The 20,717-nt window shown below is 58.4% G+C and carries 16 protein-coding genes; 13 read left to right on the forward strand and 3 right to left on the reverse strand.

What is annotated here, in order from left to right; genetic code table 11:
• Positions 1-266: 266 nt before the first annotated feature.
• Positions 267-1,601, reverse strand: coding sequence for a glutamate--tRNA ligase (gene gltX, locus ACEN2J_RS04615; RefSeq protein ID WP_442103679.1), 1,335 nt, complete (start codon positions 1,599-1,601; stop codon positions 267-269).
• 159 nt (positions 1,602-1,760) lie between these two features.
• Between gltX and ACEN2J_RS04620 the strand changes: the two genes are divergently transcribed.
• Together ACEN2J_RS04620 and ACEN2J_RS04625 are read left to right on the forward strand one after the other, a co-directional pair.
• Positions 1,761-2,684: an MBL fold metallo-hydrolase gene (locus tag ACEN2J_RS04620; RefSeq protein ID WP_442103681.1), complete on the forward strand. Its 924-nt coding sequence runs from the start codon at positions 1,761-1,763 to the stop codon at positions 2,682-2,684.
• Between the two features lie 137 nt (positions 2,685-2,821).
• Positions 2,822-3,778 carry a 1-phosphofructokinase family hexose kinase gene (locus ACEN2J_RS04625; RefSeq protein WP_442103683.1) on the forward strand — a complete coding sequence of 319 codons (957 nt, stop codon included), beginning with the start codon at positions 2,822-2,824 and terminating at the stop codon, positions 3,776-3,778.
• A 23-nt stretch (positions 3,779-3,801) separates the two neighbouring features.
• Here ACEN2J_RS04625 and ACEN2J_RS04630 read toward each other — a convergent pair whose 3' ends face one another.
• Positions 3,802-5,460: an NAD+ synthase gene (locus tag ACEN2J_RS04630; RefSeq protein WP_442103685.1), complete on the reverse strand. Its 1,659-nt coding sequence runs from the start codon at positions 5,458-5,460 to the stop codon at positions 3,802-3,804.
• A 169-nt stretch (positions 5,461-5,629) separates the two neighbouring features.
• Between ACEN2J_RS04630 and ACEN2J_RS04635 the strand changes: the two genes are divergently transcribed.
• Entirely contained in the window at positions 5,630-7,054 is a 1,425-nt protein-coding gene (locus ACEN2J_RS04635) for a 2-isopropylmalate synthase (protein WP_442103686.1), read from the forward strand.
• Between the two features lie 10 nt (positions 7,055-7,064).
• Here the strand turns inward: ACEN2J_RS04635 and ACEN2J_RS04640 are convergent, their stop codons facing one another.
• Positions 7,065-7,730 carry an SDR family NAD(P)-dependent oxidoreductase gene (locus ACEN2J_RS04640; RefSeq protein ID WP_442103688.1) on the reverse strand — a complete coding sequence of 222 codons (666 nt, stop codon included), beginning with the start codon at positions 7,728-7,730 and terminating at the stop codon, positions 7,065-7,067.
• Positions 7,731-8,027: 297 nt separating this feature from the next.
• Here ACEN2J_RS04640 and ACEN2J_RS04645 point away from each other — a divergent pair, with 297 nt between their 5' ends.
• From ACEN2J_RS04645 to ACEN2J_RS04690, 10 genes are all read left to right on the forward strand, one after another.
• A complete protein-coding gene (locus ACEN2J_RS04645) occupies positions 8,028-9,605 on the forward strand; it encodes a 2-isopropylmalate synthase (protein WP_442103689.1) in 1,578 nt (525 codons plus the stop codon).
• Positions 9,606-9,874: 269 nt separating this feature from the next.
• Positions 9,875-10,912 carry a rod shape-determining protein gene (locus tag ACEN2J_RS04650; RefSeq protein WP_442103690.1) on the forward strand — a complete coding sequence of 346 codons (1,038 nt, stop codon included), beginning with the start codon at positions 9,875-9,877 and terminating at the stop codon, positions 10,910-10,912.
• 61 nt (positions 10,913-10,973) lie between these two features.
• The gene (gene mreC, locus ACEN2J_RS04655; RefSeq protein ID WP_442103692.1) at positions 10,974-11,885 is read left to right on the forward strand and encodes a rod shape-determining protein MreC; all 912 of its coding nucleotides are present in this window, start codon (positions 10,974-10,976) and stop codon (positions 11,883-11,885) included.
• A complete protein-coding gene (locus ACEN2J_RS04660; protein WP_442103693.1) occupies positions 11,885-12,424 on the forward strand; it encodes a rod shape-determining protein MreD in 540 nt (179 codons plus the stop codon). Before mreC ends, ACEN2J_RS04660 begins: the two co-directional genes overlap by 1 nt.
• On the forward strand, positions 12,421-14,361 hold the full coding sequence (gene mrdA / locus ACEN2J_RS04665) for a penicillin-binding protein 2 (RefSeq protein ID WP_442103694.1): 1,941 nt from the start codon (positions 12,421-12,423) through the stop codon (positions 14,359-14,361). The genes ACEN2J_RS04660 and mrdA overlap by 4 nt, the downstream gene beginning before the upstream one ends.
• The gene (gene rodA / locus ACEN2J_RS04670; RefSeq protein WP_442103695.1) at positions 14,358-15,497 is read left to right on the forward strand and encodes a rod shape-determining protein RodA; all 1,140 of its coding nucleotides are present in this window, start codon (positions 14,358-14,360) and stop codon (positions 15,495-15,497) included. The genes mrdA and rodA overlap by 4 nt, the downstream gene beginning before the upstream one ends.
• A gap of 131 nt (positions 15,498-15,628) precedes the next feature.
• Positions 15,629-16,561, forward strand: coding sequence for a 2-hydroxyacid dehydrogenase (locus ACEN2J_RS04675; RefSeq protein WP_442103696.1), 933 nt, complete (start codon positions 15,629-15,631; stop codon positions 16,559-16,561).
• Between the two features lie 145 nt (positions 16,562-16,706).
• Complete coding sequence (locus ACEN2J_RS04680) at positions 16,707-18,086, forward strand: glutamine synthetase family protein (protein ID WP_442103697.1); 1,380 nt, start codon at positions 16,707-16,709, stop codon at positions 18,084-18,086.
• A gap of 84 nt (positions 18,087-18,170) precedes the next feature.
• Positions 18,171-19,559 carry an aldehyde dehydrogenase family protein gene (locus tag ACEN2J_RS04685; protein ID WP_442103698.1) on the forward strand — a complete coding sequence of 463 codons (1,389 nt, stop codon included), beginning with the start codon at positions 18,171-18,173 and terminating at the stop codon, positions 19,557-19,559.
• On the forward strand, positions 19,556-20,716 hold the full coding sequence (locus tag ACEN2J_RS04690; RefSeq protein WP_442103700.1) for an iron-containing alcohol dehydrogenase: 1,161 nt from the start codon (positions 19,556-19,558) through the stop codon (positions 20,714-20,716). Before ACEN2J_RS04685 ends, ACEN2J_RS04690 begins: the two co-directional genes overlap by 4 nt.
• Position 20,717: the final 1 nt, after the last annotated feature.

A 20,717-nucleotide genomic window follows, 5' to 3' on the forward strand; every position in this document is an offset into this window, starting at 1 on the left:
TTCATTCAAACCTCCATTTGGGAAGTTTGAATCAGAAATCAAACCCAATGGGAATCCTGATTGTCCACAGGCCCTAGCAGAAATCTTGGCACACGACCAATCACGTCTGGATGATTTAGGCCTATGCACAAGCTCTGGCGGCAGGCTTTGATGTTAGACAAGCGCGGCGCATCAGGCTCAAATGTCTCGCAACACCCTGAATGCCCCGCGCCCTATCCAATCAAAAAGCGCGTGATCCACAGGTGTGAACCGCGCGTTTATCTGACTTATCCCTTGGCGCGGATAACCTGCAACAAAGGCATCACTTCGGCCATTTCCGGCCCGTGGGCTTGGCCCGTCAGCGCCTTGCGCAGCGGCATGAAAAGCCCTTTGCCTTTACGGCCCGTCGCTTCTTTTACCGCCGTAGTCCAGTCTTTCCACGTGTCCGGCCCGAACGGCATTTCAGGCAACATGCCAACGGCTTGTGCAATAAACTCACGGTCCTCGTCATCGATCAGCGGCTCTGCCCCGTCACGGAACAACGTCCACCAGCCTTCAAGGTCGTTCAAAACCGTGATGTTTTCTTTGGCCACGCGCCAGAACCCCTCACGCAACTCTTCAGGTACGCCAAGTGCTGCGATGCGTTCGGCAACCGCATCAAATGGCAGGCCTTGAACATATGAACGGGTTAGCGGGAACAGGTCTTCTTTGTCAAACTTGGTCGGTGCGGCGCCAAAGCTGCCGATATCGAACCCGTCCATCAATTCCTGATGGCTGCCTGCCATCTCAATCGGTTTCGACGACCCCAAGCGCGCCATCAATGACAGCAAGGCCAGCGGTTCCACACCCTGCGCCCGCAAATCGCGCAGCGACAGCGTGCCAAGGCGTTTTGACAGCGCCTCGCCCTGCGGGCCGGTCAGCAGCGAATGGTGGGCGAAATCGGGGGCCGTGCCGCCCATCGCCCGCATAATCTGAATCTGCGTTGCTGTGTTGGTAACGTGATCGGCGCCGCGTACGATAAAGGTAACACCCATATCGATATCATCAACCGAGGATGCAAAAGTATACAAAACCTGCCCATCCGCGCGGATCAAAACCGGGTCAGACACCGAACAGGCATCAATCGACACCGGCCCCAAAATGCCGTCTGGCCATTCAATCCGCTCTAGGTCCAGCTTGAACCGCCAGTAACCGGGGTTGGTTTCGCGCAGCGCGTCTTTCTCGGCGTCCGACAGGTGCATCGAGGCGCGGTCATAGACCGGCGGCTTGTGCATGTTCAGCAATTTCTTGCGCTTCAGGTCCAGATCGGTGGGCGACTCGAAGCACTCGTAAAACCGACCTGCGGCTTTCAACTCTTCGGCAGCTTCGCGGTAACGCTCGATCCGCAAGGATTGCTTTTCAACGCGGTCCCATGTCAGGCCCAGCCATTCCAGATCTTCCATCAACCCGTCAGCATATTCCTGCTTAGAGCGTTCTTGATCGGTGTCATCCAGACGCAAGATGAACGTGCCACCCGATTTACGGGCGATCATCCAGTTCATCAAAGCCGTGCGAAGGTTGCCAACGTGGATAAATCCGGTCGGCGACGGGGCGAAACGTGTAATAGTGGGACGCGTGGTCATATTATGGCTCTCCTGATCCCCGCTGATCTGTCACATAGCCTTGCGTTTGTCCATATCGCGGCCTGAAAGCGGGGCGAGAAAGCCAAATTCATTCCCCGCTAACCTAGACAGATTGTCACAGCGCCTTACATTGAAAACCACACAACTTGGAGAAACCGGATGAAGACACCTATGCTTTCCCGCCGCCACGCCCTTTTGGGTGCAGCCGCCCTGCCCTTTACGCCTGCACTTTCGGGCATGGCCCATGCCAGCGCAGAGATGAAAGGCGCCTCTGTCCACCAATTCAACCGCATCAAACTGGGCGGGTTTGAGGTAACATCGCTGTTGGCCGGCACCCGCACCGTTGAAAAACCGACCGAGATTTTCGGCCTGAACGCCGATCCGGCAGAATTCGAAGCCGTGTCAAAGGCGGCGTTCATCCCCACCGACAAAGCGCAATTCTTTTTCACACCCACCGTTGTGAACACCGGGTCCGAGCTGGTTCTGTTTGATACCGGCTTGAACGCCGAAGGCATCACCGGCGCTTTGGCAGCGGCAGGTTACACGCCCGACCAGATCGACACGGTTGTCATCACCCACATGCACGGCGACCATATCGGCGGTTTGATGAACGAAGGCACGCCAACCTTTGCCAACGCCAAATATGTGACCGGCGCGGTTGAGCATAACCACTGGATGGCTGCTGGCAACGAAGGCTTTGACAAAAACGTGCGGCCTTTGAACGACAAGATCAGCTTTTTGGACGATGGCGGCGCGGTGACAGGCGGCATTACCGCTATGGCAACCTATGGCCACACGCCGGGCCATATGGGCTTTATGCTCGACAGTGACGGCGCGCAGTTGATGCTGATCGTCGATCTGGCGAACCACTATGTCTGGTCGCTGGCCTATCCCGATTGGGAAGTACGCTTTGACATGGACAAAACCGCCGCCGCAGCCTCGCGCCGCAAAACACTGGGGATGCTGGCGGCTGACCGCACTCCGTTTATCGGCTATCACATGCCCTTCCCCGCGCTGGGCTATGTCGAAACCCGCGACGAAGGCTTCCGTTATGTGCCAAGCAGCTATCAGATGATGCTGTAAGCCAGCATTAACCCGAAACCGGAGCACCTTACACCCGCGTTTCAATTCGCCCATGCGTTGCAAGCAAAGCCGTATTCTGGCATCCTGCCTGTGAGTCTTTGATTTCACAGACAGTTTGTTAGACACAGGGGCAATGCATGGGCGATACACAGCTTCCCATTATGACCGCAACCTTGAACCCTGCGCTTGATATAAGTACCGGTGTTGATGCGGTGCGACCCGAGATAAAGCTGCGCTGTGCCCCCCCAAGATATGACCCCGGCGGCGGCGGCATAAACATCAGCCGCGCGATTGCAACACTGGGCGGGCACACCACGGCCTTTGTGGCGCTAGGCGGGGCTATAGGCGAACAACTGGCCGAGTTGCTGGCCGCGCAAGGCATTGTCCTGTCTCGACTGCAATCGCCGGGCGAAACACGGCTTAGCTTTTCGGTAACGGACCAAGCCAGCAGTGAGCAATACCGCTTTGTGTTGCCCGGCCCGATATGGTCGCAAACACAGGTCAGCACGGCATTGCAGGCAATCGTTTCGGCGGCGCCAAAGACGGGGTATATCGTCTATAGCGGCAGCCAGCCCCCCGGTTTTCCGGATGATTTCATCGCACAGCTGTCGGCTGCGCTGCCCCAAACAGCACGCTTGGTCGCGGATACATCGGGTGGGCCTTTGATGGCAGTTGCGCACACAGGACATGCCAAGCTTGACGTACTGCGCATGGACGGCGAAGAGGCGGATGCTGTGGCAAAGACCGCGTTGACCCACCGCCAAGACAGCGCCGATTTCGCCCAAACCTTGGCGCGGCGCGGGGTGGCAAAACGCGTTGTCATCGCGCGCGGGGCCGAAGGATCGGTCATGGCCACCCCGACCGAGCGTTGGTTTTGTGCTGCGGCCAAAGTGCCGGTGGTCAGCAAAATCGGCGCGGGCGACAGCTTTGTCGCGGGGTTTGTGCTGGCACTGGCGCAGGGGAAAACCGACGCCGAGGCGCTTGTTCATGGCGTCGCTGCGGCCTCGGCTGCGGTGATGACGCCTGCAACTGCGCTGTGTCGCGCCGAAGATGTGGTCGCATTGCTGGGGCAATGCCCAGCAACACCGTGCTAAAGCAAGGTTTGCCGCGAAAGACTTTAGCTTTCATCCCGCCAGCGGTTCACAATCGGATAGCGCCGATCCAGCCAAAAGGCGCGGCGCGTTAGCCGTGTACCGGGGGCCGCTTGAAAGCGTTTATATTCAGATAGATAAACCAGCTTCTCCACCTTTTTCACGGTGTCACGATCATAGCCCGCAGCCACCAAATCACTGACGGACACGTCATTATCCACCAGCCCTTCTAGAATAGCATCCAGCACGGGGTATGGCGGCAGACTGTCTTCGTCTTTTTGGTCAGGGCGCAGCTCGGCCGAAGGCGGCTTGTCGATAATCCGTGGGGGGATCACCTCACCCGCCACGCCCATCATCCAATCGCGGTGATTGGCATTGCGCCAGCGGCAGGTTTCAAACACGCGGGTTTTATAGAGGTCTTTGATCGGGTTATAGCCGCCCGCCATATCGCCATAAATCGTGCAATAGCCCACGGCCACCTCGGATTTATTGCCCGTGGTCAGCAGCATTTCACCAAACTTATTCGACATCGCCATCAGCAACAGCCCGCGCAAACGTGACTGGATGTTTTCCTCGGTCAGGTCAGCCGCGCGCCCTGCGAACAGCGGCGCAAGCGTGTTGGTGATCGCATCGCGCCCTTCGGCAATCGGCACAAAATCATAGGCACAGCCCAAACGGGTGGCGCAATCTTTGGCGTCCTCAAGGCTGGACGGTGACGTATATTCCGATGGCAGCATCACACAGCGCACATTTTCGGGCCCGATCGCATCGGCGGCGATGGTGGCGACAATTGCCGAATCGATGCCCCCTGACATGCCCAGTAGCACGCGCTTGAACCCCGTCTTGCCCAGATAGTCGCGCAAAGACAGCACCATCGCGTGATAATCTGCCTCCCACGCGTCGGGCTGCTTTACCCGTTCGCCTTGCTCGGCGCGCCAGCCCTCGGGGGTTTCCACAAAATCAACATGGGTGATCGCGGACTCGAACGCGGGCATCTGCACCGCCAGCTTGCCACCGGGGTTCAGCACAAAAGACGCGCCATCAAACACCTGATCATCCTGCCCGCCGACCATGTTCAGATAGACCAGCGGCAAGCCCGTTTCCACCACACGGGCGACCATAATGTTTTGCCGCACCGCCAGTTTCTCGCGGTAATAGGGCGAGCCATTTGGCACCAATAAAATCTCGGCCCCCGATTCCGCAAGAGTTTCGGCAACATCGGCATACCAACTATCTTCGCAAATAGGCGAGCCAATACGCAGCGGCCCCACACGATACGGGCCATTCACATCGGCCGAGGAATACAGCCGCTTTTCATCAAAAACACTGTCATTGGGCAGGTGGTGTTTCAGCACGGTTGCCGAAATCTTACCATCTTGCAGAATGAAATAAGCGTTATACAGCCGCCCCGCCTGAAAAATCGGCCCACCGATGCCCAGCGCAGGCCCATCGGCACAGGCAAGGGCCAGCCCTTCAATCGCGGCAATGCAATCGTCGATAAAGCGCGGGCGCTGCACCAGATCTTGGATTTGGTAGCCGGTGATAAACATCTCGGGCAATGCGACCATTTGCGCCCCCGCATCACGCCCCACCTGCCACGCCTGCCGCGCAGCATCGGCATTTGCGGCGAGCGCGCCAACGGTTGGATTTAGCTGTGCCAAAGTCAGGCGAAAAGTGTTGGCCATGCGCGGTCCCTTATCCTCTGTCCGCCATAGGTTTAGCAGACTGATGCGCGAGGGAAAGGGGATCTATGCCTATGGCTTGGTTTGGCAACTTGTCAGGGCGTGGGCAGAAGGCTAGGCTTTGGGCAACAAGGCCACTGAAACATGGGGCCGCCGGAAAAAGGACTGCATCATGCGCAAGACAGTTTTGGAATTGGCCATCGTTGCAGCCATGCTTGCCACCCCCAGCCTTGCCCAAGACAGCGTCATCAGCAAACAATACGATGACGGATCTGTTTATGAGGGCACCTTTAAGGATGGCCGTCAGCATGGCACCGGCACCTATACTTTGCCCAATGGCTATACCTATACCGGCGAATGGGTATCCGGTGAAATTCGCGGCAACGGGGTGGCGCATTTTCCGAACGGCTCCATCTATGAGGGCGGCTTTATCGCGGGCAAACCCGAAGGTCGTGGCAAGATCACCTATCCCGATGGTGGCACCTATGAAGGCGACTGGACAGCAGGCAGCATGACCGGCAACGGCGTAGCGCGCTATGCCGATGGGTCGGTTTATACCGGCGCATTCGTCAATGCCGTGCATAATGGCAAGGGCGTGTTAGAGGATGCGACCGGCTACCGATATGAGGGTGATTGGGTCACGGGCGAAAAGCAAGGGCGCGGCAAGGTCACCTATCCGGATGGCACGACCTATGACGGTGATCTCGTGCAAGGCGCGCGCCAAGGGCTTGGCGTTTTGACGATGCCAGACGGGCTGGTCTATTCCGGTGAATGGAGAGACGGCCAGATCAACGGCACCGGCAAGCTGACCCAACCGAATGGCGACATCTATGAGGGCAACTTTACCAATGGCCAACGGGTTGGCAAAGGCAGCATGACATACGCCAATGGCGACCGCTATGAAGGCGATTTTGCTGCCGATCAGCGGCAGGGCAAGGGCGTTTTTCACGGCCCCGACGGCTACACCTATGATGGCGACTGGCGGGACGGCATTATTGAGGGCAACGGCACTGTCACCTACCCGGATGGCGGGGTTTATACCGGCCGTTTTAAAAACGACCTGCCCGATGGCATCGGCAAGCTGACATATCCCGACGGCTCTACCTATAACGGCGCTTGGGTTGCGGGCGTGATTGAGGGCAATGGCCGCGTGACCTATGCCAACGGGCAGGTATATGAGGGCGATTTTGCGGCTGCGCAGTATCAGGGCCAAGGTGTAATGAGCTACCCCGACGGCTATCGTTATGAAGGCAACTGGAAGGCCGGTTTGCGCGATGGCGAGGGCGTGGCAACCTATCCTGACGGTAGCGTCTATACCGGCAGCTTTACGGCAGGCGCGCGCAACGGCAAAGGCAAGGTCATCATGGCTGACGGCTTTGAATATGAGGGCGATTGGAAGGCAGGCATGATCGAGGGTTTGGGCTTTGCGACCTATCCCAACGGCGATACTTATGCCGGGGCCTTTGTTGCCGGCAAACGCCAAGGGCAAGGCGTTTTGAAATACAGCACCGGCCAAGAAACGGCGGGCGAGTGGACGAATGGCATTTTGACCGGCCCTGCACAGGCCAGTGAAGCGGCTGCACCTGCGGGGAATTAAGCGCGGCAGCCTACCACGGCACGCGCTGCCCCGCCCAATCATAAAACCCGCCAGTTTCCGCAGGGCCAAGAGAACCCAGCACCGACATCAGGTTTTGCGCGGCCTCATGCGGTGGCACGGTCGGGTGGTGGCCCGCATATTTGACGGTGAAATCGGTGGCCACTGTGCCGGGGTGCAGCAAGGCCAGAACGGCCTGTTTGTGACTGCGGGCCAATTCAATGGCGGCGGTGTGGACCAGCTGGTTCAACGCCGCCTTGGCCGTGCGGTAAGAATGCCAGCCCCCCAAACCGTTATCGCCGATAGACCCAACCCGCGCCGACAAAACGCCCACACGCGCAGGCAAATCGCGCGGCAAATGCTGTATAAGATGCTTAAGCACCAAAACCGGCCCTATGGCGTTGGTTTGAAACTGCGCCAACAGCCCTTCGGCGGTAACGGATCGCAAGGATTTTTCTGGCAGATGCGGACCGATTTCCAACGCACCCGTGGCAATGAAAACCGTATCGAACGGGCCTTGCAATTGGGCCATGCAGGCCGCGACGATTGCCTCATCTGTGATGTCCAGACCGTGCGTGCGGCGCGACAGGCGTGTGACCTGCTGGCCAGCGACCTCAAGCGCGTCAGCAATCGCGGCGCCAATTCCCCCCGAAGCCCCTACAATCAATGCTTTTGTCATCATTGCCCCTTTCGCGTTGCCAAACCACACAGCACAGCTAGGGCGCAGCGCAAGCCCGACCAGATGAAAACGCACGGCCTGCCCAATTTTGGGGTTTCCATTCACAAAAGCTTGGGTATAGTCGCCAGCATGGTACAGGAAACGATCATATCCACGACCTCTGTGGCGCATTGCGCCCTGATTTCCTGTGCGCTTCTCCTCCTTAGCCTTCGCTGAGCGTGCCTTCGGGTGCGACCGCTCAGAGATGACAAGCGCCCGAAACGCAAAGGCTAACGGAACTTTTTGAGAGATTTTCAAATGACTGATAAAAGCACGCAACCCCGTGTTCTGATTTTTGACACCACCCTGCGCGATGGCGAGCAAAGCCCTGGTGCAACGATGACACATGACGAAAAGCTGGAGATCGCTGCCAGTCTGGACGAAATGGGCGTCGATATTATCGAGGCCGGTTTTCCGATTGCCTCGGAAGGCGATTTCGCGGCGGTGTCGGAAATTGCACGGCTGGCAAAAACGGCGCAGATTTGCGGTTTGGCGCGGGCGAACTTCAAAGATATCGACCGCTGCTGGGAGGCCGTGAAACACGCCAAACGTCCGCGTATTCATACGTTTATCGGCACCTCGCCGCTGCACCGCGCTATTCCGAACCTGACCATGGACCAAATGGCCGAGCGTATCCACGAAACCGTGACCCACGCGCGCAACCTGTGCGACAACGTGCAATGGTCGCCGATGGATGCCACGCGGACCGAGCATGACTATCTGTGCCGCACCGTGGAAATTGCGATCAAGGCGGGGGCGACGACGATTAACATCCCCGACACCGTTGGCTATACCGCCCCGCGCGAAAGTGCCGCATTGATCCGCATGTTGCTGGAACGCGTGCCGGGGGCGGACAACATAATCTTTGCCACCCATTGCCACAATGATCTGGGCATGGCGACCGCCAACTCGCTGGCCGCGGTTGAGGCGGGCGCGCGACAAATTGAATGCACCATTAACGGCTTGGGCGAACGCGCGGGCAATACCGCGCTGGAAGAGGTTGTGATGGCGCTGAAGGTGCGCAATGATATCATGCCTTACCAAACCGACATCGACACCACCAAAATCATGGCGATCAGCCGCCGTGTGGCCACGGTTTCCGGCTTTGCCGTGCAGTTTAACAAAGCCATCGTTGGCAAGAACGCCTTTGCGCACGAATCCGGCATTCACCAAGACGGGATGCTGAAAAACCGCGAGACGTTTGAGGTGATGCGCCCCGAGGATGTCGGCCTGTCGGGTACGTCGCTGCCTTTGGGTAAACACTCGGGCCGCGCGGCGCTGCGGGCCAAGCTGAAAGATCTGGGCTATGATATGGCCGACAACCAGCTGAACGACGCCTTTGTGCGGTTCAAGGCGCTGGCCGATCGCAAGAAAGAAGTGTTCGACGACGACCTGATCGCATTGATCCATGACAGCGCCACGGCAGCGGCGCATGACACGTTGCAGGTGAAACGCTTGCGTGTGGTCTGTGGCACAGACGGCCCGCAAGAGGCCGAGCTTACGCTGTCGATTGAAGGCGTGGATCATTCGATTGATGCCACTGGTGACGGCCCTGTCGATGCGGCCTTTAATGCCGTGAAAATGCTCTACCCCCACAAGGCGCGGTTGCAGCTGTATCAGGTGCAAGCCGTGACCGAAGGCACAGATGCGCAGGCAACGGTTTCGGTGCGACTTGAGGAAGATGGCAACATTTCCACAGGCCAATCAGCCGATACCGATACGATTGTGGCATCGGTGCGGGCCTATGTGAACGCATTGAACCGACTGATCGTACGGCGCGAAAAGGCCGAAATGGGCTATGACACCAAAGGGATCAGTTACCGCGACCAATCCTGAGCACAATTTTTCGTGTTTTGTTAAAATTGCACAAATCAAACATTGGCGGCGTAAATTGCGCCGCCAATGGGTGTTTTAGCGGAGCTATTTGCAGTATTGCAACTTTATCGATTTTCCGGCCATGCGCTGATTGGGGCCAAGTGGCGGGAAGACGCGCATTGCGCTTTGCATGGCTCTTTCCCTTGTTAGCGTGGCTTCCTATAAGAAGGCGCCTGCCTCAGAACACTGAGTCGTGGGGTTTTTCGGTTTACTAAAAGGATTGCTTCAGCATGTGGTTTTTTTCGGGTCTGTTCTCGTCTGACATGGCGATCGACCTTGGCACGGCGAACACGCTTATCTATGTGCGCGGCAAAGGCATTGTGCTGAACGAGCCTTCGGTGGTGGCCTATCACGTTAAGGACGGCAAAAAGCAGGTTCTGGCCGTGGGTGAAGATGCCAAGCTGATGCTGGGGCGCACACCGGGCAGCATTGAGGCCATTCGCCCGATGCGCGACGGGGTGATCGCCGATTTTGACACAGCGGAAGAGATGATTAAACATTTCATCCGCAAAGTGCATAAGCGGACCACCTTTAGCAAACCAAAGATCATCGTTTGTGTGCCGCATGGTGCTACCCCCGTTGAAAAGCGGGCGATCCGGCAGTCGGTACTGTCGGCTGGCGCGCGACGTGCGGGCCTGATTGCCGAACCGATTGCAGCGGCGATTGGCGCAGGGATGCCGATCACCGATCCCACCGGCAACATGGTGGTTGATATCGGTGGTGGTACGACCGAAGTGGCGGTTTTGTCGCTGGGCGATATTGTGTACGCGCGCTCGGTTCGGGTGGGTGGTGACCGGATGGATGAGGCGATTGTCAGTTATCTGCGCCGCCATCAGAACCTGTTGATCGGCGAATCCACAGCCGAGCGGATTAAAACCAGCATCGGCACAGCGCGGATGCCAGACGATGGGCGCGGCGCCTCGATGACCATTCGCGGGCGTGACCTGCTGAACGGTGTGCCGAAAGAAACCGAAATCAATCAGGCGCAAGTGGCAGAGGCTTTGGCCGAACCGGTGCAGCAAATCTGCGATGCGGTGATGCAGGCGCTAGAAGCAACTCCGCCCGATTTGGCGGCGGATATTGTGGACCGTGGCGTAATGCTAACAGGTGGCGGCGCGTTGTTGGGCGATCTGGACTTGGCCCTGCGAGAGCAAACCGGCCTGTCGATCTCGGTCGCTAACGAATCTTTGAACTGCGTGGCCCTTGGCACTGGCAAGGCGCTGGAGTACGAAAAGCAACTTCGGCATGTCATTGATTATGAAAGCTAAGACCAAACGGAATACATAGCACTGGGCCACGCTGCGGCCCGCCCTTTGACGCGAGGCTGTGGTGGCAAAGAACCGCACATCACCCGATGAATACACCCGCCCCCTGCGCCGCATTTTGGTGGGGGTGCTGGTGTTTGCGCTGCTTGCATTGTTTTTGCTGTGGCGCATCGACAGCCCACGGGTTGAGAGGTTTCGCACCGCGCTGGTCGATACCTTTGTCCCAAGTTTTGAATGGGCTTTGGTACCGGTGACCAAAAGCGTTGATATGTTCAACAGCTTTCAATCCTACGCAAACCTCTATGATCAGAACCAAGAACTGCGGCGCGAGTTGCAGCAGATGAAGGCCTGGAAAGAAGCGGCGTTGCAGCTAGAGCAAAAGAACGCGCGGCTGATGGACCTGAACCAAGTGCGGCTAGACCCCAAGCTGACCCATGTGACCGGCGTTGTGATGGCCGACAGCGGCAGCCCGTTTAGGCAATCGGTTTTGCTGAATGTGGGCGCGCGCGATGGCATTCAGGATGGCTGGGCCACAATGGATGGCATCGGGCTGGTTGGGCGTATTTCGGGCGTGGGCCAACGCACCGCACGGGTGATTTTGCTGACCGACAGCAACAGCCGCATTCCGGTGACGGTGCAGCCTTCGGGTCAGCGCGGCTTGCTGTCGGGCGATAATACCGCCCGCCCGCCGCTGGACTTTGTCGAAAAGCCAGACCTTGTGCGCCCCGGCGATCAGGTTGTGACCTCGGGCGATGGCGGGGTGTTTCCGGCGGGGCTGTTGGTCGGAACTGCGGTCCAAGGCACGGACCGCCGCCTGCGCGTGACCTTGTCCGCCGACTATGAACGGCTGGAATTTTTGCGCGTGTTGCGCAGCCACGCACAAGAGCCGATTACCGATGCAGGCAGCCTAATTGCCCTGCCCGCATCACAAGCGCCATCGGTGCAAACCGAAGCACCCACGCCGGTGGGGCAGTAATGTTATCCGGGGCTCGACACAGCGTTTGGCTGTACCGCGCAGGCTTTGTCGCGATTGCGCTGGTGCTGCTGTTTTTGCGCCTGCTGCCCTTGGGCAGCATTGCGGGCGATTGGCCACGGCCCGATTTCTTGCTGTGCCTGATGCTGGCATGGGTGACACAGCGCCCAGACCAATTGCCAACTTGGTTAATCGCGCTGGTCGTCTTGGTCGAAGATATGGTTTTGATGCGGCCACCGGGGCTTTGGGCAGCGATTGTCGTGTTGGCGACCGAGTTTTTGCGGGCACGTTCGGCGCTAACACGGGAGCTGGGGTTTGTTACTGAATGGTTGCTGATCTCGGGCGTGATGGTTGCAATGCTTTTGGCTTACCGCCTTGCCTTTGCCATAGCGTTTTTGGCCCAACCGGGGTTTGGCTTTGCTTTTGCCCAGACAATCGGGTCTGTTTTAATGTACCCTGCGGTTGTTTGGGGGATGCGCGTTGTGTTGCGTTTGCGCAAACCCGGCGCCGGAGAAGTTGACGCGAAAGGGAGACGGATATGAGACGTTCAGCCCGCGACACCGACGAAAGTGCCGCCAAAGTCACCCGGCGCGGGTTGTTTTTGGGCGGATCAATGGCGGCTGTCATTGCCGTTTTGGGCGCGCGGATGCGCCATATGCAGGTTGACCAAGCCGAAGAATTTCGCCTGCTGGCCGAGGATAACCGCATTTCCATCCGGCTGATCCCGCCTGCGCGCGGGTTGATCCACGATCGCAACGGCAAGATTTTGGCGGGGAATGAGCAGAACTATCGCGTGGTCATCAGCCGCGATGATGCGGGCAATGTCGAAGATGTTTTGAACCGGTTGTCGGGGATTTTGCCAATCTCGGCTGAGGATTTCGAGCGCGCCTTGAAAGAGGCGCGCAAGCGCAGCCCCTTGCCGATTATCGTGTCGGATCGCCTGAACTGGGATGATGTGTCCAAGGTAGCGATCAACGCCCCTGCCCTGCCCGGCGTGTCGCCCGAGGTGGGCCTTAGCCGTATTTACCCGCGCGATTTCGATTTTGCGCATATCATCGGCTATGTTGGCCCCGTAAGTGACCGCGATTTGGCCCGACTGGATGAGCCCGACCCGCTGCTGCAGACACCCAAGTTTCAGATCGGCAAGATCGGGGTGGAAACCTGGATGGAAGACGATTTGCGCGGCAAGGCTGGCAACCGCCGTGTCGAGGTGAATGCCGTTGGCCGCGTGATGCGCGAATTGGGGCGCCAAGAAGGTGTGGCCGGCGCCGATATTCGCCTGACGATTGACGCCGATGTGCAGAACTTTGTGCAGGCGCGGCTTGGAGACGAGTCGGCAGCGGCCGTGGTTATGGATGTGCAAAACGGGGACATTCTCGCGATTGCCTCGGCACCATCCTTTGACCCGAACCTGTTTGTGCGCGGAATCTCGCATACCGATTACAACCTGTTGACCGAAAACGACCACCGCCCCTTGGCAAATAAATCGGTGGCAGGGGCCTACCCCCCCGGCTCAACCTTTAAGATGGTAACGGCGCTGGCGGCGCTGGAGGCCGGGTCGATCACGACCGCGACCTCAGTGAATTGCCCCGGCCATTATGATGTTGGCGGGCGCAAGTTTCACTGCTGGCGGCGCGGTGGGCATGGCAAGGTAAGCCTTGACCGCGCCTTGGCCGAAAGCTGCGATGTGTTTTTCTATGACATCGCGATGCGGGTCGGCATCGACAAAATCGCCGAGATGGGCCGCAAACTTGGTCTGGGCGAGCGGCATGATATCCCGATGTCGGCGATTACCGATGGTTTGATGCCGGATAAGGCGTGGAAGCAAGAGCGGTATAAGCGCGAATGGGTGATTGGCGATACCGTGAACGCCTCGATTGGGCAGGGCTTTGTTTTGGCCTCGCCTTTGCAACTGGCGGTCATGACGGCGCGGATTGCCAGCGGGCGGGCGGTGTCGCCGCGGCTTATTCACAGCATCAGCGGTGTCGCACAGCCCGAAGACCCCGGCGCAAGTCTTGGGTTGGATGCCAGTATGCTGAACGCCGTGCGGCAAGGCATGTATGCGGTCAGCAACAGCCAGCGCGGCACAGGCTATTCCGCCCGCATCGAAGACAAAGCACTGCGGATGGCGGGCAAGTCGGGCACCAGTCAGGTGCGCAACATCAGCACCGCCGAACGCGCCAGCGGCGTTATCAGCAACAATAACCTGCCGTGGATCCGGCGTGACCATGCGCTGTTCGTCGGCTTTGCGCCGTTTGATGCGCCACGCTATGCGGCGGCGGTGGTGGTGGAACACGGCGGCGGCGGCTCTACCGTCGCAGGGCCAATTGTGCGCGACGCATTGCTGCGCGCGATGAGCGATGGGTTGCCGCCACTGTCGGCCTACCCCGCGTCCCAGCGCAACCGGATCGACACCCAGCAACGCGGCTTGGTTTTGCGTGATGCCGATGGCAATCTACCCGAAAGCACCCGCGCATGAGCTTTTTAGAATACCGGCTCAAGACGGTTCCCACGGGCGCTGCTAAAATCCTGTATGTGAACTGGGCCTTGGTCATCTTGCTGACTGCAATCGCATCGGTCGGGTTCTTGATGCTGTATTCGGTGGCTGGCGGCCGCATGGAAGTGTGGGCCGAGCCACAGATCAAACGGTTTGTCGCAGGCGTAGGCGTGATGCTGATGGTCGGCTTTGTGCCGATCTGGTTTTGGCGCAACATGGCGGCCCTTGCCTATGCCGGCTCTTTGATGCTGCTGATCGCGGTCGAGCTGTTCGGCTCGGTCGGGATGGGGGCACAGCGCTGGATTGAGCTGGGACCCTTGCGGTTACAACCGTCCGAGCTGTCGAAAATCACCTTGGTTATGCTGCTGGCAGCCTATTACGACTGGTTGGATATCCGTAAAACCTCGCGTCCGATTTGGGTGTTGATTCCGGTGATCCTGATTTTGGTTCCTACAGCGCTGGTATTGGTGCAGCCCGACCTTGGCACTGCATTGTTGCTGATGATGGGCGGCGCGGTGGTGATGTTTTGTGCGGGCGTCAGTTGGTATTATTTTGGCGCTGTTGCGGCGATACTGGGGGGGGCGGTTGCAGCGGTATTCACCTCGCGCGGCACCGACTGGCAGCTGTTGAAAGATTACCAATACCGCCGGATTGATACCTTCCTGGACCCGTCAAGCGACCCTTTGGGCGCAGGCTATCACATCTCGCAAGCCAAAATCGCGCTTGGGTCGGGCGGCTGGGCCGGGCGCGGGTTTATGCAAGGCACGCAAAGCCGGCTGAACTTTCTGCCGGAAAAGCACACCGACTTTATCTTTACGACCTTGGCCGAGGAATTCGGCTTCATCGGTGCATTTTCCTTGCTGGTGCTATACGCCCTCGTGTTGGCCTTTTGCATCTCCAGTGCCATTCAGAACAAAGACCGCTTCGCCAGCCTTGTCACACTCGGCATTGCTGCCACGTTCTTTTTCTATTTTGCGATCAATATGTTGATGGTGATGGGGCTTGCCCCTGTTGTCGGCGTGCCACTGCCATTGGTCTCATATGGCGGGTCGTCGATGCTGGTGCTGCTTGCCGCCTTTGGCTTGGTGCAAAGCGCGCATATCCATCGCCCTCGCTAACCAAAAGCAGCACGGGTTGCGCCTGTCGGGTTTAGGTATTTGGACCAAGATGAAGCACAAGCGGTTCTATTTCATCTTGGCCTAAATACCTATACTATGATCGGGCTGGGAACAGGCCAAGGAAGTGCGCGATGATCAATATCTACTTTGCCGCCGGTCAGGCCCTTTGGCCAAAATATCAAGACCCCCTGCGCGCGGCGCTGCAAGATGCAGGCATTCAGGCCAGCCTGAGTGCGGAGTGTGCAGATCCCAGCCAAATTGATTACATCGTCTTTGCACCGGGTGGTGAGGTGCAGGATTTCACCCCCTTCACCCGCTGCAAGGCGGTTTTAAACCTCTGGGCCGGGGTTGAACGGATTGTCGGCAACCCAACCCTGACCCAGCCTTTGTGCCGGATGGTCGACCCCGCCATGACAGCAGGGATGGTCGAGTGGGTTGTGGGGCACAGCTTACGGCACCATTTGGGCATGGACCGCCACATCATCAACCCAAGCCATATTTGGGACCCGACCTGCCCGCCTATCGCCGCCGAGCGCGCGATGACGGTGCTGGGTTTGGGCGCTTTGGGTCAGGCCTGTGCAGCGGCGTTGCAAGGCATCGGGTTTAAGGTGCGTGGGTGGAGCCGGACGACCAAAGCGGTTGCGGGGCTGGAAACATTTCATGGCCCCCAAGGTTTGCAAACCGCGCTGACGGGGGCCGAGATTGTGGTTCTGTTGCTGCCCAAAACGACCGAGACAGAAAATATTCTGAATGCCGAGAGCTTGGCCTGGCCCGCACGCGGCGCCGTAATACTGAACCCCGGGCGCGGGCATTTGATTGACGATTTCGCCCTTTTGGCAGCCCTTGATTCTGGCGCGATTGGCCATGCGACTTTGGACGTGTTTCGCGTTGAGCCTTTGCCCGCAGACCATGCGTTTTGGGCCCACCCCCGCGTAACAGTCACCCCACATGTCGCCGCTGAAACCCGCCCCACATCGGCCGCGCGAGTGGTGGTTGAAAACATCAAACGCGGTGAGTCTGGCCTGTCTTTTGTGCATTTGGTCGACCGCACCCGCGGTTATTGATTGAATTTCGACGATTGCTCACATTGGGGCTAGCGTTGCTGTTAGCGGCGCGTTAGCTTTTTGACCAACTGGTTAGGTAATGCCCAACGGGCGCGGGCTGGGCTTGCCGCCTAACTTTTAGATTTGGACCAATTGGGGATGCGACATGCCGGGAAATTTGACCTTAGATGCGTTAAAAACTGCTGCCACAAAGGGTGAGATTGACACCGTTTTGGTCGCGGCCGTCGATATGCAGGGCCGTTTGGTCGGCAAACGCTTTCATGTGCAAAATTTTCTGGATAGCGCGTGGCAGGAAACCCATTGCTGCAACTATCTGATCGCCACTGATATCGAAATGAATACGGTTCAGGGCTATAAATCAACCTCATGGCAGGCGGGCTATGGCGACTATGTGATGAAGGCCGATATGGCCACGTTGCGGGTCGTGCCATGGCTTGAGGGCACGGCGCTGGTGCTGTGCGATTTGCTGGACCACCACAGCCACAAACCTGTGCCGCATTCTCCGCGTGCCGTGTTGCAGCGACAGATCGCGCGAGCCAAGGCCTTGCGCTTTGACGCGATGATGGCGACCGAGTTGGAGTTTTATCTGTTTGAAAACTCGTACAATTCCTTGCGCGATGGGTTTCAGAAAACGGGGCAAATCCGCGATTTGCAGCCAATCTCGCCGCATAATGAAGATTACCAGCTGTTCCAAACCACCAAGGAAGAGGCCGTGATGCGGGCCTTGCGCAACGGGCTTTATGCTGCGGGCATCCCTGTGGAATGTTCCAAGGGCGAGGCCGACGCAGGCCAAGAAGAGATCAACATCCGCTATTCCGACGCGCTGGATACAGCCGACAACCATGTGATCACCAAGCAGGCCACCAAAGAAATCGCGTGGGCCAAAGGCCATTCGGTGACGTTCATGGCGAAATATGACCATAATCGCGCGGGATCTTCCAGCCATGTGCATCAGTCGTTTTGGACAGATGGCAAACCGGCGTTTCAGGACAGTTCCGATGAACATGGCATGTCGACAGTAATGAAGCATTTTCTGGCCGGCCAGCTGGAACATATCGGCGATATCACCGCGTTCCTCGCGCCCTACGTGAACAGCTACAAGCGCTTTACCGTGGGCATGTTCGCACCGACCAAAGCCGTGTGGAGCCGCGACAACCGCACCGCCGGTTTCCGCGTTTGCGGCGAAGGCACTAAGGCCGTGCGCGTCGAATGCCGGATTGGTGGCGCCGATTTGAACCCCTATATGGCGATGGCCGCACTCTTGGCGGCGGGGCTGGACGGGATTGAGCGCAAGCTGCCGCTGGAACCCGAACTGACCGGCGACATGTACCAAGCCGCCAATGCCCGTAGCCTGCCCGCCACCTTGGATGAGGCCGCTGGCCGGATGCACAAATCAACCATGCTGCGCGCGGCTTTTGGCGACGATGTGATCAACCATTACCACCACGCCGCGATGTGGGAAGTGGCCGAGCATAACCGCGTTGTTACCGATTTTGAGCTGTCTCGCTTGATGGAACGTGCCTGACCGTTTCGGCATTGCCAAAGCCTGCCGCACGGCGCAGAAATCAGACCAAATGGCCCCAAAGGCCGACCTGTTTATGAGGATAAGATGACCAAAGATATTTCCCTTATTTCGCCCGTGGATGGCAGCACCTACGCCACCCGCACGCCCCTGACCCAAGAGGCGGCGGTGGCCGCTGCGGCCCGTGCCCGCCATGCGCAAAAAGCTTGGGCCGCGCGGCCGCTGGCCGAACGTGTGGCCTTGGTTAAGGCAGGTGTCGCCGAGCTGGATAAGGTAAAGGACACATTGGTCGAAGAACTGGCGTGGCAAATGGGCCGCCCCACCCGCTATGGCGGTGAGTTTGGCGGCGTGCATGACCGCACGAACTATATGTCTGATATCGCCGAGAAAACCTTGGCCCCTGAAGTGATTGAGGACAGCGCCACGTTCAAACGGATGCTGGCGCGTGAGGCGGTGGGCGTGGTGTTTATCGTCGCCCCGTGGAACTATCCTTATCTGACCACGATCAACACTTTGGCCCCTGCCCTGATCGCGGGCAACACAGTTGTGCTGAAACACGCCAGCCAAACACTGTTGGTGGGCGAACGTCTGGCTGAGGCATTCCATGCCGCAGGCGTGCCGGAAGATGTGTTCCAAAACGCAGTACTAGACCATGCGACGACCGAACATCTCATCGCGACCCGCGCGTTTAACTTCGTAAACTTCACCGGCTCGGTCGGGGGTGGTGTGGCGATGGAAAAGGCTGCGGCAGGCACGTTTACCGGCCTCGGGCTGGAACTGGGCGGCAAAGACCCCGGCTATGTGCGCGCCGATGCCGATCTGGATGCGGCGGTTGATAGTCTGATGGATGGCGCGATGTTCAACGCAGGCCAGTGCTGCTGCGGGATTGAACGGATTTACGTGCATGAAAGCCTCTATGATGCGTTTATCGAAAAATCGGTGGCTTGGGTTAAGGGCCTGACGCTGGGCAACCCGTTCGACGCAGCCAGCACGATCGGGCCGATGGCCAATAAACGCTTTGCCGCTGTGGTTCGCGACCAAGTGGCCGAGGCTGTGGCCGCAGGCGCCACGCCATTGATCGACCCCACCCTGTTTCCGGCCGATGATGGCGGGGCCTATTTGGCGCCGCAGATCCTTGTGAATGTCGATCACTCGATGCGGGTGATGACCGAGGAAAGCTTTGGCCCCGTTGTTGGAATTATGAAAGTTTCCGGCGATGAAGAGGCGATAAGCCTTATGAATGACAGCCCCTACGGCCTGACATGTTCGATTTGGACAAGTGATGCCGAGGCCGCCGCCGAAATCGGCGCGCAGATTGAAACCGGCACCGTGTTCATGAACCGCTGCGATTACCTAGACCCCGCGCTCTGCTGGACCGGTTGCAAAGACACCGGCCGTGGCGGCTCTCTCTCTTACCTCGGGTTCTATTCCGTAACCCGCCCGAAATCTTACCATCTGAAAAAGGTGACGAAATGAGCCACTCTGTCCCCAATCGTAACTGGTCCTACCCGACTGCCATCAAATTCGGCGTAGGCCGCATTGCCGAACTGGCCGATCAATGCAAAGCTGTTGGCATCAAAAAGCCGCTGCTGGTGACCGACCGCGCGCTGGCAAGCCTGCCGATTACGGCACAAGCACTGGATATTCTGGACGCAGGCGGCCTTGGCCGCGCGGTGTTTTCCGATGTCGATGCCAACCCGAATGAGGCGAACCTCGCCGCAGGGATCGCTGCATTCAAGGCCGCTGGCCATGACGGCATCATCGGCTTTGGTGGCGGTTCGGCACTGGATTTGGGCAAGATGATTGCCCTGATGGCCGACCAGCGCGACAGCCTGCAAGTGTGGGATATGGAGGATGTTGGCGATTGGTGGACCCGCGCCGATGCCAGCAAAATCTACCCAACGATTGCCGTGCCAACGACTGCGGGAACCGGCTCCGAAGTGGGTGCGGCGAGCGTGCTGACCAACTCGGCCACGCATAAGAAAAAGATCATCTGGCACCCCGGCCTGATGGCGAAAGTGGTGATTTGTGACCCCGCCCTGACCGTGGGTATGCCGAAATTCATCACCGCAGGCACCGGCATGGACGCGCTCGCGCATTGCCTAGAGGCCTATTGCAGCCCGCATTACCACCCGATGGGTCAAGGGATTGCGCTGGAAGGTATGCGCTTGGTTTTTGAAAACCTGCCACTGGTTTACGCCGATCCGAACAACTTGGATGCCCGCGCGCATATGATGTCGGCGGCGGCAATGGGGGCCGTCGCGTTCCAAAAGGGCTTGGGCGCAATTCACAGCCTCAGCCACCCTGTTGGCGCCGTTTATGGCACACATCACGGTACCACAAACGCGGTTGTCATGCCGATGGTCCTTGAATTTAACCGCCACGCGATCGAGGATAAAATCGAAGCTGCCGCGCGGTATTTGGGCATTAAAGGCGGGTTTGACGGCTTCCTCGCCGCCGTGATGGGCTTGCGCGAAAGCCTGAGCATCCCTGAAAACCTGTCGGCGATGGGGGTCGAGGCTGCACGGCTGGACGAGCTGACCGAAATGGCGTTGGAAGACCCGTCTTGTGGTGGCAACCCCGTTGAAATGACGCGCGAAAATACCCGCGCGTTGTTTGACGCCTGCATATAAG

The organism is Pseudorhodobacter sp. W20_MBD10_FR17, assembly GCF_052119765.1.
In the GTDB taxonomy this organism is placed as follows: Bacteria; Pseudomonadota; Alphaproteobacteria; order Rhodobacterales; family Rhodobacteraceae; genus Pseudorhodobacter.

Coding starts and splice junctions, on each gene's coding strand:
- gltX (WP_442103679.1), bottom strand. CDS start 1,601: ATGACCACGCGTCCCACTATTACACGTTTCGCCCCGTCGCCGACCGGA.
- ACEN2J_RS04620 (WP_442103681.1), top strand. CDS start 1,761: ATGAAGACACCTATGCTTTCCCGCCGCCACGCCCTTTTGGGTGCAGCC.
- ACEN2J_RS04625 (WP_442103683.1), top strand. CDS start 2,822: ATGGGCGATACACAGCTTCCCATTATGACCGCAACCTTGAACCCTGCG.
- ACEN2J_RS04630 (WP_442103685.1), bottom strand. CDS start 5,460: ATGGCCAACACTTTTCGCCTGACTTTGGCACAGCTAAATCCAACCGTT.
- ACEN2J_RS04635 (WP_442103686.1), top strand. CDS start 5,630: ATGCGCAAGACAGTTTTGGAATTGGCCATCGTTGCAGCCATGCTTGCC.
- ACEN2J_RS04640 (WP_442103688.1), bottom strand. CDS start 7,730: ATGACAAAAGCATTGATTGTAGGGGCTTCGGGGGGAATTGGCGCCGCG.
- ACEN2J_RS04645 (WP_442103689.1), top strand. CDS start 8,028: ATGACTGATAAAAGCACGCAACCCCGTGTTCTGATTTTTGACACCACC.
- ACEN2J_RS04650 (WP_442103690.1), top strand. CDS start 9,875: ATGTGGTTTTTTTCGGGTCTGTTCTCGTCTGACATGGCGATCGACCTT.
- ACEN2J_RS04660 (WP_442103693.1), top strand. CDS start 11,885: ATGTTATCCGGGGCTCGACACAGCGTTTGGCTGTACCGCGCAGGCTTT.
- mrdA (WP_442103694.1), top strand. CDS start 12,421: ATGAGACGTTCAGCCCGCGACACCGACGAAAGTGCCGCCAAAGTCACC.
- rodA (WP_442103695.1), top strand. CDS start 14,358: ATGAGCTTTTTAGAATACCGGCTCAAGACGGTTCCCACGGGCGCTGCT.
- ACEN2J_RS04675 (WP_442103696.1), top strand. CDS start 15,629: ATGATCAATATCTACTTTGCCGCCGGTCAGGCCCTTTGGCCAAAATAT.
- ACEN2J_RS04680 (WP_442103697.1), top strand. CDS start 16,707: ATGCCGGGAAATTTGACCTTAGATGCGTTAAAAACTGCTGCCACAAAG.
- ACEN2J_RS04685 (WP_442103698.1), top strand. CDS start 18,171: ATGACCAAAGATATTTCCCTTATTTCGCCCGTGGATGGCAGCACCTAC.
- ACEN2J_RS04690 (WP_442103700.1), top strand. CDS start 19,556: ATGAGCCACTCTGTCCCCAATCGTAACTGGTCCTACCCGACTGCCATC.